Origin of the sequence: Marinobacter goseongensis (genome assembly GCF_023156235.1) — a bacterium.
Taxonomy (GTDB): Bacteria; Pseudomonadota; Gammaproteobacteria; order Pseudomonadales; family Oleiphilaceae; genus Marinobacter; species Marinobacter goseongensis.
The window spans coordinates 105,226-118,461 of sequence record NZ_JAKZAI010000001.1; the positions used below are offsets into that span (position 1 = coordinate 105,226).

The window sequence follows — 13,236 nt, forward strand, 5'->3', positions numbered from 1 at the left end:
ATTTTTTAACGTTACACACGCGGGATTGAACGGATGAAGATTACGATTTTTGGTACCGGATACGTTGGGCTGGTCACCGGCGCCTGCCTGGCGGATGTGGGCCATGACGTATTATGCATGGACGTTGACCAGGCCAAGATCGCCAAACTGAAGAACGGCCACATACCCATTTATGAGCCGGGACTCGACAGCATCGTCAAGCACACGGTGGAAGCCGGCCGGCTTTCATTCACTACTGACACCGCGCAAGCGGTTCAACATGGTGTACTTCAGTTCATCGCGGTAGGCACCCCGCCGGATGAGGACGGCTCCGCAGATCTGCAATACGTTACCGCCGTTGCGCGCTCCATTGGTGAGCACATGGACGGCTATAAGGTGGTGGTGGACAAGTCCACGGTGCCCGTGGGAACCGGAGACAAGGTCAAGGCTGCCGTGCGTGCCGAGCTGGACCGTCGCGGCCTGGAGTTGGAGTTCGACGTGGTTTCCAACCCCGAATTTCTCAAGGAAGGGGCGGCGATTAACGACTTCATGAAGCCGGACCGCATTGTGGTGGGTACCGACAGCGACAAGGCTGCGGACATGTTGCGTGAGGTCTATTATCCTTTCAATCGCAGCCACGACCGCATGATTTTCATGGATATCCGTTCTGCGGAGCTGACCAAGTACGCAGCCAACTCCATGCTCGCTACCAAGATCAGCTTCATGAATGAAATCGCCAATCTGGCTGAACGCCTCGGAGCCGACATCGAAGCGGTGCGCCGTGGTATAGGGTCAGACCCGCGAATTGGCTATCATTTTATTTACCCCGGCTGTGGCTACGGCGGCTCCTGTTTCCCGAAAGACGTCCAGGCTCTGGCACGCACTGCACGGGACTGCGATTACGACGCGCGCCTGTTGAATGCCGTAGAGGCGGTCAACTACGCCCAGAAGCACGTGCTCTACGACAAGATCAGTCACTATTTCAATGGAAATCTGCAGGGCAAGGTGGTGGCGCTGTGGGGGCTTGCTTTCAAACCCAACACCGACGACATGCGTGAGGCGTCTTCCCGCACGTTGATGGAGGATCTCTGGAAAGCCGGGGCATCGGTTCAGGCGTTTGATCCGGAAGCGATGGAAGAGACCCAGCGACTGTACGCTGAGCAGTCCGGCCTCAGTTTGTGCGGGACCAAAGAGCAGGCGCTGAAAGGGGCGGACGTGCTTGCCATCTGCACCGAATGGAAAGAGTTCCGCTCGCCGGACTTCGGAGGGATTGCCAGTGCACTCCGGGAGTCGGTGGTGTTCGACGGCCGCAACCTGTATGAGCCGGACATGCTGGCACGCCATGGCCTGATTTACTACGCCATCGGCCGTGGCCGCAACCAGTTTCAGTTTGACTGAAATGACCGAGCACCGGGACTTTCAGCTGCACCCACGTCTTGCGGCGGACACCATCGGCCTTGGTTACACCCGCCTGTGCGAGGTGCGGCTGATGAACGATCGCACCTGGCCCTGGGTAATCCTGGTGCCGGCGGTACCGGCGATCCGCGAAATCTATGAGCTCGATGTCGAGGCGCAGCAACGGTTATTGCTGGAGTCTTCGGCGCTGAGCCGCCAGATGATGGCACTGTTTTCCGGTGACAAGATCAATGTGGCGGCGCTCGGCAACATGGTGCCGCAATTACACCTGCACCATACTGTCCGCTTTGACGGTGATCCGGCCTGGCCAGCACCGGTGTGGGGCAAGCAGGCGCCCGTTCCCTACAGTGACGTGGAGCTGGTATTGGTGCGCTCGAAGCTCGATCCGGTCATTTCCTCTCTTATCTGATCCGTTACGCCACTCGCGCGCTTTGAACGCAGCGTAGGTTTTTTGTATTGGTGGCCTGTTCTGCATGGGTATTCTGACTCTTTGGGCCAAAAGTCGCCCTTCGCACTCTGTATATAGGTATTTTCCGGAACCCGCGGTGTATACCTTCGTGTACTTACAAAAACTGTGACGCAGATCACAAAAAAATACATAAATACAGAGAATGAACCCATGGCGAATCTTTCCCTTGTTAGCGCACCTGCCCAGGAATCCCCACAAGAGGCGGATATCATCAATTACCGGCACCTTGCCATTGGCTTGCTCTCGGCCAGGGTTTACTCGGAGTCCACCTCGGAGCTGATCAGCGAGTGCGCGGTGCTCGACTTCGATCGTGACGGAGTGGCGCTGATTCTTCCGGAAGACTGCTTAGAGCCTGAGCAGAACATTCGGGTGTCTCTGGCTCGCAAGCACCACGGCCGCGACCTCAATGATGACGTCGCGATCAGCTTCGTGCCGGGCAATATTCGCTATGTGCAGGAAGTGGACAGCGGTGTGCGGGCAGGGGTCAAGCTGGAATACGCCGGTTGCCCGGACATCGAAGAGGCCTGTCGCGCCCGTGTGATCAAGATCGAGAACTATCTGCGTCGACACCAGGTTGACGCGCAGCGCGCAGCCGCCACGGCCGCGTCGTTGCCAAAGGACTACCAGTTTGGCGGCAGAACGAAATTTGCCATCTGACTGTCGCACAAAAAAGCCCGCCTTATGGCGGGCGTAAATTGCCGTCTGGAGGCAATGACTCAACAATAGGATAGTCTCTATCCCATCTATCAAACGGTTGTTGAGTCGCAAAGGTTCCAAATAATTCGCAACCTTCTCTCATGCTCAGATTTTTGGTGTTTTCCCATGAGCCGCGAGGGCTTGCGAGCCGACCAGAATCATCCGCAATTCGGTTTTGATTTTTACTTTCAGTTCTTCCCGTTCTTTCGGAATGGCATCCAGCGCCTCGGCGCCCTGGTTGAAAACCAGTGTTACCATGGCTTCTGCCACCACCCTGGCATCGGACAGTGGTCGTTTCTGCTCGTCGGCGAAGCGACGCAAATCGTCTGCCAACTCGGTTACGAAATGATCGATTTCAGCACGGATGGCAGTCCGGAAGGGCTTGGATACCCCGGTACGCTCGCGCAACATGAGGCGGAAGAGGTTGGCATTATTGCCGAGGTACTCCATGAAGGTTTCAACGGAGGTGCTGATTGCGCTGCCGTCCCTTGCGATGCGCTTTCTGGCATGGCGCATTAACTGACGTAGCGCGACGCCCCCCTCGTCCACCAGTGCCAGTCCGAGCTCGTCCAGCTCGGCGAAATGACGGTAAAAGGAAGTCGGGGCGATGCCCGCCTCCCGCGCAACTTCCCTCAGGCTCAGGCTGCCAAACCCACGGTCAGCGCTGAGCTGGGCCAGGGCAGCGTCCATGAGGGCGCGACGTGTTTTCAGTTTCTGCTCGGCACGGGACGACAAAACAACGACTCCGATTGCTGTAATAACGCACCATTCTATCGGTCCGTCCTCAAGGCGTCACCCACCGTGATTGGAGCCTGATTTTCGCGCGTATTGTGTTTATAATGGGCGGCTTTTCCAGTAGTGTCCGCCAAATCCATATTTTGCACACATTTATGCACACATCTGAAACAACGGGAACCGGTATGCGCAGTCATTATTGCGGTGGTATCAACGAATCTCACATTGATCAGGAAGTAACGCTTTGCGGTTGGGTCCATCGTCGTCGCGATCACGGTGGCGTGATCTTTCTGGACCTGCGGGACCGGGATGGTATGTCCCAGGTCGTCGTTGACCCCGACACCCCTGAGAGCTTTGCCCTGGCGGAAAAGGTTCGCAGTGAGTTCGTTGTGAAAGTGACTGGCCGTGTTCGTCGTCGGCCTGCCGGCACTGAGAATAGCAACATGCCCACCGGCCAGGTCGAGTTGCTGGGCAAGGATCTGAGCATTCTTAATGCCGCCGCGACTCCGCCGTTCCCGCTGGATGAGCACGTCGATGTGGGTGAGGATGTGCGCCTCAAGTACCGCTTCGTAGACCTGCGTCGTCCGGAAATGCTGAATCGCCTGCGATTCCGCTCTCGTGTCACCAGCTATATCCGTAACTACCTTGATTGCAATGGCTTTATGGATGTGGAAACCCCGATTCTGACCCGGGCCACGCCGGAGGGCGCACGGGATTATCTGGTGCCCAGCCGGACCCATGAAGGTTCGTTTTTCGCGCTGCCGCAATCGCCTCAGCTTTTCAAGCAGTTGCTGATGGTGTCCGGGGTTGATCGTTACTATCAGATTGCCAAGTGTTTTCGGGATGAGGATCTGCGTGCGGACCGCCAGCCCGAGTTTACCCAGGTAGATATCGAAGCGTCGTTCATTGATGAGGAATCTTTGATGTCATTGAATGAGGGTATGATTCGCTCTCTGTTCAAGGACGTGCTGAACGTTGACCTGCCGGAATTCCCCCGCATGCCTTACGCCGAAGCCATGCAGCGCTACGGAAGTGACAAGCCCGACCTGCGGATTCCGCTGGAACTGCTCGATGTGGGCGATCTGGTGGCAAGCGTGGATTTCAAGGTGTTTGCCGGCCCGGCCAATGATCCTAAAGGCCGTGTGGCCGCCCTGCGTGTGCCCAAGGGTGGTGATCTGTCCCGCAAGCAAATCGATGACTACACCAAATTTGTCGGCATCTATGGCGCCAAAGGTCTGGCGTATGTCAAGGTCAATGATGTGGCCAAAGGCGTCGAAGGCCTGCAGTCACCGATCATCAAGTTCCTTGGTGACGACGTCGCCATGGCCATTATCGAGCGCGTAGGTGCGGAAGACGGCGACATTGTCTTCTTTGGTGCCGACAAGACCAGCGTGGTCAACGAGGCCCTGGGTGCCTTGCGGATCAAGGTGGGTCACGATCTGAACATGCTCACCGCCGAGTGGGCACCGATGTGGGTAGTGGATTTCCCAATGTTCGAGGAAACCTCTGACGGTGGCCTGACCGCGATTCACCACCCCTTCACTGCGCCTTCCTGCACCGCGGAAGAGTTGGGTGAAAACCCGGCTACAGCGTTGTCCCGCGCCTACGATATGGTGCTTAACGGCACTGAACTGGGCGGTGGTTCGATTCGTATCCACGACGAGAACATGCAGCAAGCGGTTTTCCGTATTCTCGGTATTGGAGAGGAGGAAGCCCGCGCCAAGTTTGGTTTCCTGCTCGATGCCCTGAAGTTTGGTTGCCCACCCCACGGTGGTCTGGCCTTTGGTCTGGATCGGCTGGTGATGGTGATGACCGGCGCCACGTCCATCCGCGACGTAATTGCCTTCCCGAAAACCCAGAGTGCCACTTGCCTGATGACCCAGGCTCCTGGTGAGGTGGACGAGAAGCAACTGCGAGAGCTGCACATCCGTCTGCGTAAGCCCGTTAACAAGGTGATCGAAGGTAACAAGGCGGACACCAGCGAGGCCGGGAGCAACCCGGCAGAAAGCTAGTCCAACCAAGGAAGCTGATGTGGCGATCATTCTGGGCGTAGATCCGGGGTCCCGAATCACCGGGTACGGTATCATCCGGGCGGAAGGGCGCCACATTGAGTACATCGACAGCGGTTGCATCCGCATGGGTGAAAAGCCCATGGCGGAGCGCCTGCAAGCGATCTTTCACGGTCTTGCCACATTGATCGGGGAATACCGCCCGCAAGAATTTGCCATCGAGCAGGTCTTCATGGCCCGCAATCCGGACTCCGCACTCAAGCTTGGTCAAGCAAGGGGCGCTGCCATTGTCAGCGCTGCCAACAGCGGATTACCGGTGCACGAGTATTCTGCCCGCCAGGTCAAGCAGGCCGTGGTAGGCAAGGGCGGCGCCGATAAGTCTCAGGTCCAGCACATGGTGCAGGCACTTCTTTCTCTCTCCCGCAAACCCCAGGCAGATGCCGCAGACGCGCTCGCCATTGCCTTGTGTCATGCCCATATGAGCCAGAGCGTGGCCCGGCTCTCCGCCGGCGGAAAAGTTCGCAACGGTCGGGTCCGACAACAATAACCGGCGCTGTCGCGCCAAAGGAGTAACCCGTTGATAGGCCGAATTCGAGGCACACTTGTGGAAAAGTCACCGGGTCAGGCGCTGGTTGAGTGCGCCGGGCTGGGTTACGAAGTGGATATTCCGTTCACCACCTTTTTCCACCTCCCGGAACCGGGAGAGGAAATCACCCTGCACACTCACTTCGCGGTCCGCGAAGATGCCCAGAGCCTGTATGGGTTCGCGTCGCGGCTGGATCGCGATTTGTTCCGCTTGTTGATCCGCGTTAACGGCGTTGGGCCAAAACTGGCGGTCGGGATCCTGTCAGGGCTCGATGCCCATCAATTCATCCGTTGTGTCGAAGCCCGTGACGCCAATTCGCTGGTCAAACTGCCTGGTGTGGGTAAAAAAACGGCGGAACGCCTGCTTATTGAAATGACAGATCGGATAGGGCAACTTGAGGGGCAGTTTGTGCCCCTGTCGTCGGCAGCGACAGGAGACAAGGGTGTTGGAGCCGTTGTGCCGGCTTCAAGCCATGCCCCGCGGGATGAGGCCGAAGCTGCTCTGATTGCCCTCGGTTACAAGCCTCAGGAGGCCACCAGGGCGATCGGCAAGGTGGCGGAAGAGGGTATGTCATCGGAAAACCTGATCCGTCTTGCGTTGCGCAATATGATTCCTGCCGGATGAATCTGACGTAACTTACGACCTGTCTGGCGCCGAATCTGTATAGAGCGTAACGTGACAGCCACAGAGGCGTTTGTACAATTGGGGTTCCTTGATCCCGAAAACACTGTACAGCCATGAAGTTGGGGTTTTTAGTGGGGTTGAGAGCCCGGGTAACGCGATGATTGAATCTGATCGACTGATTTCAGCCCAGGGTGGGCAATACGAAGAGGTGCAGGATCGTGCCATCCGGCCAACGTTGTTATCTGAGTACGTCGGCCAGCCTGCGGTGCGAGAGCAGATGGATATCTTCATCTCCGCCGCGAGGGGGCGGGAAGAGGCACTGGACCACGTACTGATTTTCGGGCCGCCGGGTTTGGGGAAAACCACGTTGGCCAACATCATCGCCAACGAGATGGGTGTCGCGATCAAGACAACGTCGGGCCCGGTGCTGGAGAAGGCAGGCGACCTGGCAGCCATGCTGACGAATCTGGAGGAGGGCGATGTGCTCTTCATCGACGAGATTCACCGCCTTAGTGCGGCGGTAGAGGAGGTGCTCTACCCGGCGATGGAAGATTACCAGCTGGATATCATGATTGGTGAGGGACCCGCCGCCCGCTCTATCAAGTTGGACCTGCCGCCCTTCACCCTGGTGGGGGCGACCACGAGAGCGGGGTTGCTGACGTCGCCGTTGAGAGATCGCTTCGGTATTGTCCAGCGCCTGGAGTTTTACAACACGGCTGACCTGACCCATATTATTCTGCGGTCTGCGCGGCTCTCCTCCGTGGCCATCGACGAGGGGGGTGCCTATGAAATTGCCCGGCGCTCGCGGGGCACGCCACGAATTGCTAATCGCCTGCTCCGGCGGGTGCGTGACTATGCCGAAGTGAAAGCGGATGGTCGCATCAGTGACAGTATTGCGGATCGGGCACTGAACATGCTGAAGGTGGACGACCAAGGCTTCGATCACATGGACCGCCGGTTGCTGCTGGCAATGATCGAGAAATTTGATGGTGGTCCGGTCGGCGTGGAAAGTCTGGCGGCGGCCATCAGCGAGGAGCGAGGCACCATTGAAGACGTGCTGGAGCCCTTTCTTATTCAGCAGGGGTTCATGGTACGGACGCCGCGGGGGCGGATGGTGACCTCCAGTGCCTACGAGCATTTTGGCGCGGTGCCGGCACGCTCAGGAAAGGAGGATCTGTTTGACTGAGCAGGACTTCGCCGAACCGTTCCAGCTGCCGGTCAGGGTGTACATCGAAGACACGGATGCCGGAGGCATCGTATTTCATGCCAGGTATCTACACTACATGGAGCGCGCCCGAACGGAATGGGTGCGGGCCTGTGGAATCGGTCTGAGGGCCGGGTTGGCCGACAACATCAGTTATGTGGTCCAGCGCCTGACGATTCACTATGCCGTGCCGGCGAAGCTAGATGATGAATTGCTGGTCACCGCTGAGCCGGTGGGTTTCGGGCGGGTGTGGATGGATTTTCGCCAGCGGGTGTTCAGGAACGTCCAATCGGCAGACGAGGCTGTGTTGCTGGCGTCCGCCGATGTGCGGGTAGCCTGTGTGGCGTTGGATAGTGGGCGGCCGAGGAGGCTGCCGGACAACATGCGTGAACTGCTGGAACGGGTTCACGACAACCAACTGTAAACCGGAACAAGCCAGGAGTAGAAGGTGGAGTCAGAAGTTTCTGTTTGGTATCTCATCGCTAACGCGGGGGTGCTGGTACAGCTGGTCATGCTGTTACTGGTTCTGGCTTCCGTGGTGTCCTGGGCGCTCATTTTTCAGCGTTTTCAGGTTTTCCGTAAGGCCCGTCAGGCACAGCTCGCGTTCGAGGAACGGTTCTGGTCCGGCATGGATCTGGGGCAGTTGTACCGGGAAGTGAACAGCGACCCCACGCCTTTTTCAGGCATGGAGTCCCTGTTCCGTGCCGGTTTCAAGGAATTCTCCCGCCTGCGCCAGCAGAGCCGAGATGCCGATGCGGTTATGGAGGGCACTCAGCGGGCCATGCGGGTTGCGTTCTCCCGAGAGCAGGAGCGCCTTGAAGCGTCGCTGCCGTTTCTGGCAACGGTGGGCTCCACCAGTCCATACATCGGCCTGTTCGGTACAGTATGGGGCATCATGAACTCCTTCCGTGGTCTGGCTCAGGTGCAGCAGGCAACTCTGGCTACTGTCGCACCGGGGATCTCCGAGGCGCTGATCGCGACCGCGATGGGCCTGTTTGCGGCCATACCAGCAGTGATCGCCTACAACCGGTTCTCTGCCATGTCGGATGCGTTTCTGAAGAACTATGAAACTTTCGCAGACGAATTCTCAAGCATCCTGCATCGCCGTGTGCATAACAGCGAGCAGTCATCCGCCGCATGACAGCGGGCAGTCTGCGTAGAGCGGCCAGGGGAGACAAGGCATGAAAGGCATGGGAATGATGCCGGCGAACCGCCGGAAGCCAATGTCGGAAATCAACGTGGTGCCCTACATCGACGTGATGCTGGTACTGCTGATTATTTTTATGGTGACGGCGCCGATGTTGACGCAGGGTGTCAAAGTCGATCTGCCGGAAACCACCTCGGATCCCATCCAGTCCGACAAGGACGTGGAGTCGATCATTGTCTCGGTTGATTCTAACGGTGCCTACTTTCTGGAAGTGGGCGACGAAGACAGCGATCCCATGTCTCTGGGTGAGGTTCGGACACAGGTGGCGAAAATTTTGTCCGTCGGCAGTGCCAGGGAAGTGCTGGTGCGTGGTGACGAGCACGTCGAGTACGGCACAGTTGTTCGGCTGATGGCTGAGTTGCAGGGTGCCGGCGCCACCAGCATCGGCTTGATCACCGAAGCACCATCCACCGAAAACTGAGCATAAAGCGGGCAGGTTTTTGTGACAGGTCAGGATCGTGATGTAACCCGTACCGGGCAGCAACCCTGGAAATCTCCCGTTGCCTTGTCACTGCTTCTGCACGGTCTCATTGTGGTGGTGGCTCTGACCGGGTGGTCCTGGAGTACGCCTCGGGATGAGCCGCAGCCGCAGAGTATTGCCGCGCGGCTCATTACTCAGCAACAGCCAGAGCCAAGCCCGGTGGTTGAAGAGCGGGAGCAGCCGGATCGAGACGAGGAGCGGCGGCGTGATCAGGAAGAGCAGCAGCGTCGGGAAGCGGCTGAGCGCCGCGCGGCAGAAGAAGAGAAGGCCAGGGAAGACGCGCGGCGGATAGAACAGGAAAAAGAGCGCAAGCAGCAAGAGGCTGAAGCGGTACGGAAGCGTGAAGAGCAGAAAGCCCGCGAGGAAGAGGCCGCACGCCAGAGGGCCGAGGCTGAGGCAAAGGAACGCGAGCGGCAGCGGGCGGAAGAGGAGAAGCGGCGTCAGGAAGAGGCCCGACAGGCCGAAGAAGAGCGCCGCAAGCAGGAAGAGGAACGTCGGAAGCGGGAAGAAGCCGAGAAACGCGAGCGTGAAGAGCAGGCTCGCCGTGAAGCTGAGCAGAAGCGCAAAGAGGCGGAACGGCGCCTGCGTGAGCAGCAGCTCGAAGCGCTGGCGGAAGAGGCGGATCGGGCGCAGCAAGCTGAGGCGCGGCGACGTCAGGAAGCGGCTGCAGCCAAAGCCCGGGAAGCGCGGATGATGTCGGAGAGTGAGAAGTATCAGGCGTTGATCCGGGAGCGGCTGAGCCAGGCCTGGTATCCCCCGTCATCTGCCACCGAGGACATGACGGCAAGATTGCAGATCACCTTGCTGCCGACCGGTGAACTGCAGGCCGTCAAACTGGTGAGCAGCAGCGGTAATACGGCTTTTGACAATTCTGCCCTCGGGGCAGTCAAATCGCTCAGTCGTTATCCGATTCCGGATGACCGGGACACGTTTGAGCGCTACTTCCGCCAGTTCACAATCGAATTCAATCCACGGCGGTTGCAATAAGGAAAATGGGAAAGCTGATGACGAATCGGACCAGAACACCCGGAAAAACATCGCGCATCCGCTACGCATGCCAGCTGGTGTGTGCCTTCTTTGTATGCGCAGTACTTGGCAGTGGCCCGGCGTCGGCCGAGCTCACCATCCGGATCACAGAAGGTGCTGATGCGGCGATTCCTGTTGCAGTGGTGCCCTTTGCCGAGAGCGGTGGCATTCCTTCCAGTGACAAGGTCAGTAGCATCGTTCAGGACGACCTGACCATGAGCGGCGAATTCAACACGCTTGCGCCGGAAAAAATGCTGAGCCTGCCCTCACAACGTTCCGAGATGTATTTCCGCGATTGGCGACTGCTGGGACAGCGCTACGTGCTGGTGGGCCAGCTTAGCCGCAGCGGCGACCGGGTTGAGGCCCGCTACGAGCTGTTTGATGTTAATCGCGAGGAACGCATTCTGGGGTCTTCGGCCAGTGCGAGCGCAAACAACATGCGCACGCTGGCGCATCACATCAGCGACAAGGTCTATGAGGCCATCACCGGGGTGCCGGGGGCGTTTTCCACTAAGCTGGCGTACGTCACCCTGGATCGTGCCAGCGGAGAGCCTCGCTACCGCCTGCAGGTCAGTGACGTGGATGGTAAGCGCGCTCGGGTCCGGCTGGAGGGCAAAGAGCCCATTCTGTCGCCCGCCTGGTCGCCGGATGGTGAAAAGCTGGCTTACGTATCGTTCGAGACCGGGCGCCCCGCGGTGTTCATTCACGAACTGGCCTCTGGCAACCGCACCCGCATTGCCGAGTTTCGGGGGCTCAACTCGGCGCCAGCGTGGTCAGACGATGGCCGCTCGCTGTTGTTGACGCTGTCCAAAGATGGCAACGCCGAGATTTACCGTATGGACATCGCCAGCAAGAATCTCAAGCGACTGACCAATCACTGGTCCATAGATACCGAGGCAAGCTGGGATCACACCGGCAATGGGTTCTTTTTTACTTCAGACCGGTCTGGTGGCCCCCAGATCTACCACAAGTCCAGTGAGAACGCAGATCCCCGTCGCATCACATTTGGCAGTCGCTACAACGCACGACCGCGGCCGGATAACGAAGGCAAGTACGTGTATTACGTGCATCAGCGTGACAGGGCGTTTCACATCGCGCGGACAAATCTCAAAAGCGGAGAGGAAACGGTCCTCACCCGCACCGAATCTGACGAGTCTCCAAGCGTGGCACCGAACGGCCGCATGCTGATTTACGCGACCAAGCAGAGTGGAAACAGTGTATTGACCGTTATTTCGGCGGACGGCGGGGCAGCCTACAGCCTGCCGGCGTCCGAAGGCGATGTGAGAGAGCCGGCCTGGTCGCCGATTCTGCATTAATTCATCTGAAAGCAGTAAACCAATAGGAAGGAAACGTTATGAAGATCACAGCTCATCAGAAAGCATTTGCAATGGTACTTTCCCTTGGCCTGGTTGCCGGCTGTAGCTCCACCGGGGATACCATGGAAGACGGCGCTTATGGCTCCGACGTCGAGGCGGTGGATCAGGATGGTGGCAGCACCGTATACGGCGGCGGCGACCGTGATGGTGTGTCCTCGTCTGACCTGACCGACGAAGAGCTCCGTGAACGCGAGGAGCGGGCGGAACAGGAAGCGATGCGCAACATCACCACCTTCTACTTCGACTTTGATACGGCGGAAATCAAGCCGGAAGCACGGGAAGTGCTGGTCGCCCATGCCCGCTACCTCGAAAACAACCCCAACCAGCAGGTTCGTCTCGAGGGTCATGCGGATGAGCGTGGCACCAAGGAATACAACCTGGCGCTGGGCGAGCGACGAGCCAACGCAGTTGAGCGGTTCCTGATCGTGAACGGTGCTTCCCGCGGACAAATGGAAACCGTAAGCTATGGTGAAGAAAAGCCGGCTGTGATGGGCTCTGATGAAAGTGCCTTGGCCCAGAATCGCCGTGTTGAACTCGTTTTCGAGTAACAGCTAAACAGCAACAGGACCCCCCATGAGACACATGCTCATGGCGACAGTTGCCCTCTCGCTGGCGTTTGCGCCAGTGGGAGGCGCGCTGGCGCAATCTGCCACTCCGGTGTTTCAGGACAGCGCGTCTGAAGCCCGAAAAAATGCCGGGAACAGCCAGGCCAACGCCGAGCTGTTTTACATGATCCAACAATTGCAGGGTGAGGTTCGCCGGCTTCAGGGAGAAGTCGAGGAACAGCGTAACCTGATTGATCGACTGACCCGCCAGTCGAGAGACCGGTACATTGATCTTGATCAGCGGATTCTGGAACTCTCGGAAAAAGCGTCGTCTGCAACAAGCTCCGCCGAACAGGGCGCAGCATCGGATTCTGCCAGCGTGGAGCGGCCCGCCGCCAAGGTCTACCGTCAGCCGGAAGCGGACGAGCGCAAGGCGTACGAGCAGATTCAGGACCTGATTCATAAAGACAAGAAGTACGACGAAGCCATCAACCGGATTTACGATTTCGTCGACAAGTACCCGGAGGGGGATCTGTCGGTGAATGCCTATTACTGGCTGGGCGAGGTGTATCTGGTCAAGCCGCAGCTTGAGCAGGCCAAGCAGGCCTTTACCATTGTGGCGACCCGTTATGCCGACCATCGCAAGGCTCCGGACGCGGTCTACAAACTGGGCGTTGCCCTTGACCGTTTAGGCGAGAAAAACGAAGCGAAAAGTCGCATGGAATCGGTGGTGCGCAACTATCCGGAGTCGAACGCGGCCAAACTGGCGCAAAAGTATCTCGATTCAGCGGACAGTTAATAACCAGTCTTGAAAGAATGTTGAGAAACCCGAACAAAAGGGGTTGATCAGCGCCCAAAAATCATTACTATATGCGCCTCGTTT

General features: G+C 58.2%; 15 protein-coding genes. 14 read left to right on the plus strand and 1 reads right to left on the minus strand.

Annotated features, from left to right (window positions below):
* The first annotated feature begins 33 nt into the window (after positions 1–33).
* From MLC70_RS00520 to MLC70_RS00530, 3 genes are all read left to right on the plus strand, one after another.
* Positions 34–1,377 (plus strand): UDP-glucose dehydrogenase family protein, encoded by a 1,344-nt coding sequence (locus tag MLC70_RS00520; protein ID WP_248181013.1) that lies wholly within the window; start codon positions 34–36, stop codon positions 1,375–1,377.
* Position 1,378: 1 nt separating this feature from the next.
* Entirely contained in the window at positions 1,379–1,804 is a 426-nt protein-coding gene (locus MLC70_RS00525) for an HIT domain-containing protein (protein ID WP_248181033.1), read from the plus strand.
* Positions 1,805–2,014: 210 nt separating this feature from the next.
* A complete protein-coding gene (locus tag MLC70_RS00530; protein WP_248181014.1) occupies positions 2,015–2,521 on the plus strand; it encodes a hypothetical protein in 507 nt (168 codons plus the stop codon).
* Positions 2,522–2,665: 144 nt separating this feature from the next.
* On the opposite strand, the gene fabR is transcribed toward MLC70_RS00530, so the two are convergent.
* Positions 2,666–3,295 (minus strand): HTH-type transcriptional repressor FabR, encoded by a 630-nt coding sequence (fabR, locus tag MLC70_RS00535; RefSeq protein WP_248181015.1) that lies wholly within the window; start codon positions 3,293–3,295, stop codon positions 2,666–2,668.
* A gap of 185 nt (positions 3,296–3,480) precedes the next feature.
* Here fabR and aspS point away from each other — a divergent pair, with 185 nt between their 5' ends.
* The 11 genes from aspS to ybgF all read left to right on the plus strand — a co-directional run bounded on the left by aspS (position 3,481) and on the right by ybgF (position 13,152).
* Entirely contained in the window at positions 3,481–5,307 is a 1,827-nt protein-coding gene (gene aspS, locus MLC70_RS00540; protein WP_248181016.1) for an aspartate--tRNA ligase, read from the plus strand.
* A 19-nt stretch (positions 5,308–5,326) separates the two neighbouring features.
* Positions 5,327–5,851, plus strand: coding sequence for a crossover junction endodeoxyribonuclease RuvC (ruvC, locus tag MLC70_RS00545; protein ID WP_248181017.1), 525 nt, complete (start codon positions 5,327–5,329; stop codon positions 5,849–5,851).
* A 30-nt stretch (positions 5,852–5,881) separates the two neighbouring features.
* Entirely contained in the window at positions 5,882–6,514 is a 633-nt protein-coding gene (gene ruvA / locus MLC70_RS00550) for a Holliday junction branch migration protein RuvA (protein ID WP_248181018.1), read from the plus strand.
* Positions 6,515–6,671: 157 nt separating this feature from the next.
* Entirely contained in the window at positions 6,672–7,700 is a 1,029-nt protein-coding gene (gene ruvB, locus MLC70_RS00555) for a Holliday junction branch migration DNA helicase RuvB (RefSeq protein ID WP_248181019.1), read from the plus strand.
* Positions 7,693–8,142 carry a YbgC/FadM family acyl-CoA thioesterase gene (locus MLC70_RS00560; RefSeq protein WP_248181020.1) on the plus strand — a complete coding sequence of 150 codons (450 nt, stop codon included), beginning with the start codon at positions 7,693–7,695 and terminating at the stop codon, positions 8,140–8,142. Before ruvB ends, MLC70_RS00560 begins: the two co-directional genes overlap by 8 nt.
* A gap of 24 nt (positions 8,143–8,166) precedes the next feature.
* Positions 8,167–8,859: a protein TolQ gene (tolQ, locus tag MLC70_RS00565; protein ID WP_345799523.1), complete on the plus strand. Its 693-nt coding sequence runs from the start codon at positions 8,167–8,169 to the stop codon at positions 8,857–8,859.
* A gap of 40 nt (positions 8,860–8,899) precedes the next feature.
* Complete coding sequence (gene tolR, locus MLC70_RS00570) at positions 8,900–9,346, plus strand: protein TolR (RefSeq protein WP_248181021.1); 447 nt, start codon at positions 8,900–8,902, stop codon at positions 9,344–9,346.
* A 21-nt stretch (positions 9,347–9,367) separates the two neighbouring features.
* A complete protein-coding gene (gene tolA, locus MLC70_RS00575) occupies positions 9,368–10,393 on the plus strand; it encodes a cell envelope integrity protein TolA (protein WP_248181022.1) in 1,026 nt (341 codons plus the stop codon).
* A 17-nt stretch (positions 10,394–10,410) separates the two neighbouring features.
* Positions 10,411–11,748 carry a Tol-Pal system beta propeller repeat protein TolB gene (gene tolB / locus MLC70_RS00580; RefSeq protein ID WP_248181023.1) on the plus strand — a complete coding sequence of 446 codons (1,338 nt, stop codon included), beginning with the start codon at positions 10,411–10,413 and terminating at the stop codon, positions 11,746–11,748.
* Between the two features lie 38 nt (positions 11,749–11,786).
* On the plus strand, positions 11,787–12,356 hold the full coding sequence (gene pal, locus MLC70_RS00585; RefSeq protein WP_248181024.1) for a peptidoglycan-associated lipoprotein Pal: 570 nt from the start codon (positions 11,787–11,789) through the stop codon (positions 12,354–12,356).
* Positions 12,357–12,381: 25 nt separating this feature from the next.
* Positions 12,382–13,152 carry a tol-pal system protein YbgF gene (gene ybgF / locus MLC70_RS00590; protein ID WP_248181025.1) on the plus strand — a complete coding sequence of 257 codons (771 nt, stop codon included), beginning with the start codon at positions 12,382–12,384 and terminating at the stop codon, positions 13,150–13,152.
* Positions 13,153–13,236: the final 84 nt, after the last annotated feature.

Excerpts from the sequence above, each read along its gene's own strand:
- MLC70_RS00520 (WP_248181013.1), top strand. The coding sequence starts at position 34 with ATGAAGATTACGATTTTTGGTACCGGATACGTTGGGCTGGTCACCGGC.
- MLC70_RS00525 (WP_248181033.1), top strand. The coding sequence starts at position 1,379 with ATGACCGAGCACCGGGACTTTCAGCTGCACCCACGTCTTGCGGCGGAC.
- MLC70_RS00530 (WP_248181014.1), top strand. The coding sequence starts at position 2,015 with ATGGCGAATCTTTCCCTTGTTAGCGCACCTGCCCAGGAATCCCCACAA.
- aspS (WP_248181016.1), top strand. The coding sequence starts at position 3,481 with ATGCGCAGTCATTATTGCGGTGGTATCAACGAATCTCACATTGATCAG.
- ruvB (WP_248181019.1), top strand. The coding sequence starts at position 6,672 with ATGATTGAATCTGATCGACTGATTTCAGCCCAGGGTGGGCAATACGAA.
- tolR (WP_248181021.1), top strand. The coding sequence starts at position 8,900 with ATGAAAGGCATGGGAATGATGCCGGCGAACCGCCGGAAGCCAATGTCG.
- tolB (WP_248181023.1), top strand. The coding sequence starts at position 10,411 with ATGACGAATCGGACCAGAACACCCGGAAAAACATCGCGCATCCGCTAC.
- pal (WP_248181024.1), top strand. The coding sequence starts at position 11,787 with ATGAAGATCACAGCTCATCAGAAAGCATTTGCAATGGTACTTTCCCTT.
- ybgF (WP_248181025.1), top strand. The coding sequence starts at position 12,382 with ATGAGACACATGCTCATGGCGACAGTTGCCCTCTCGCTGGCGTTTGCG.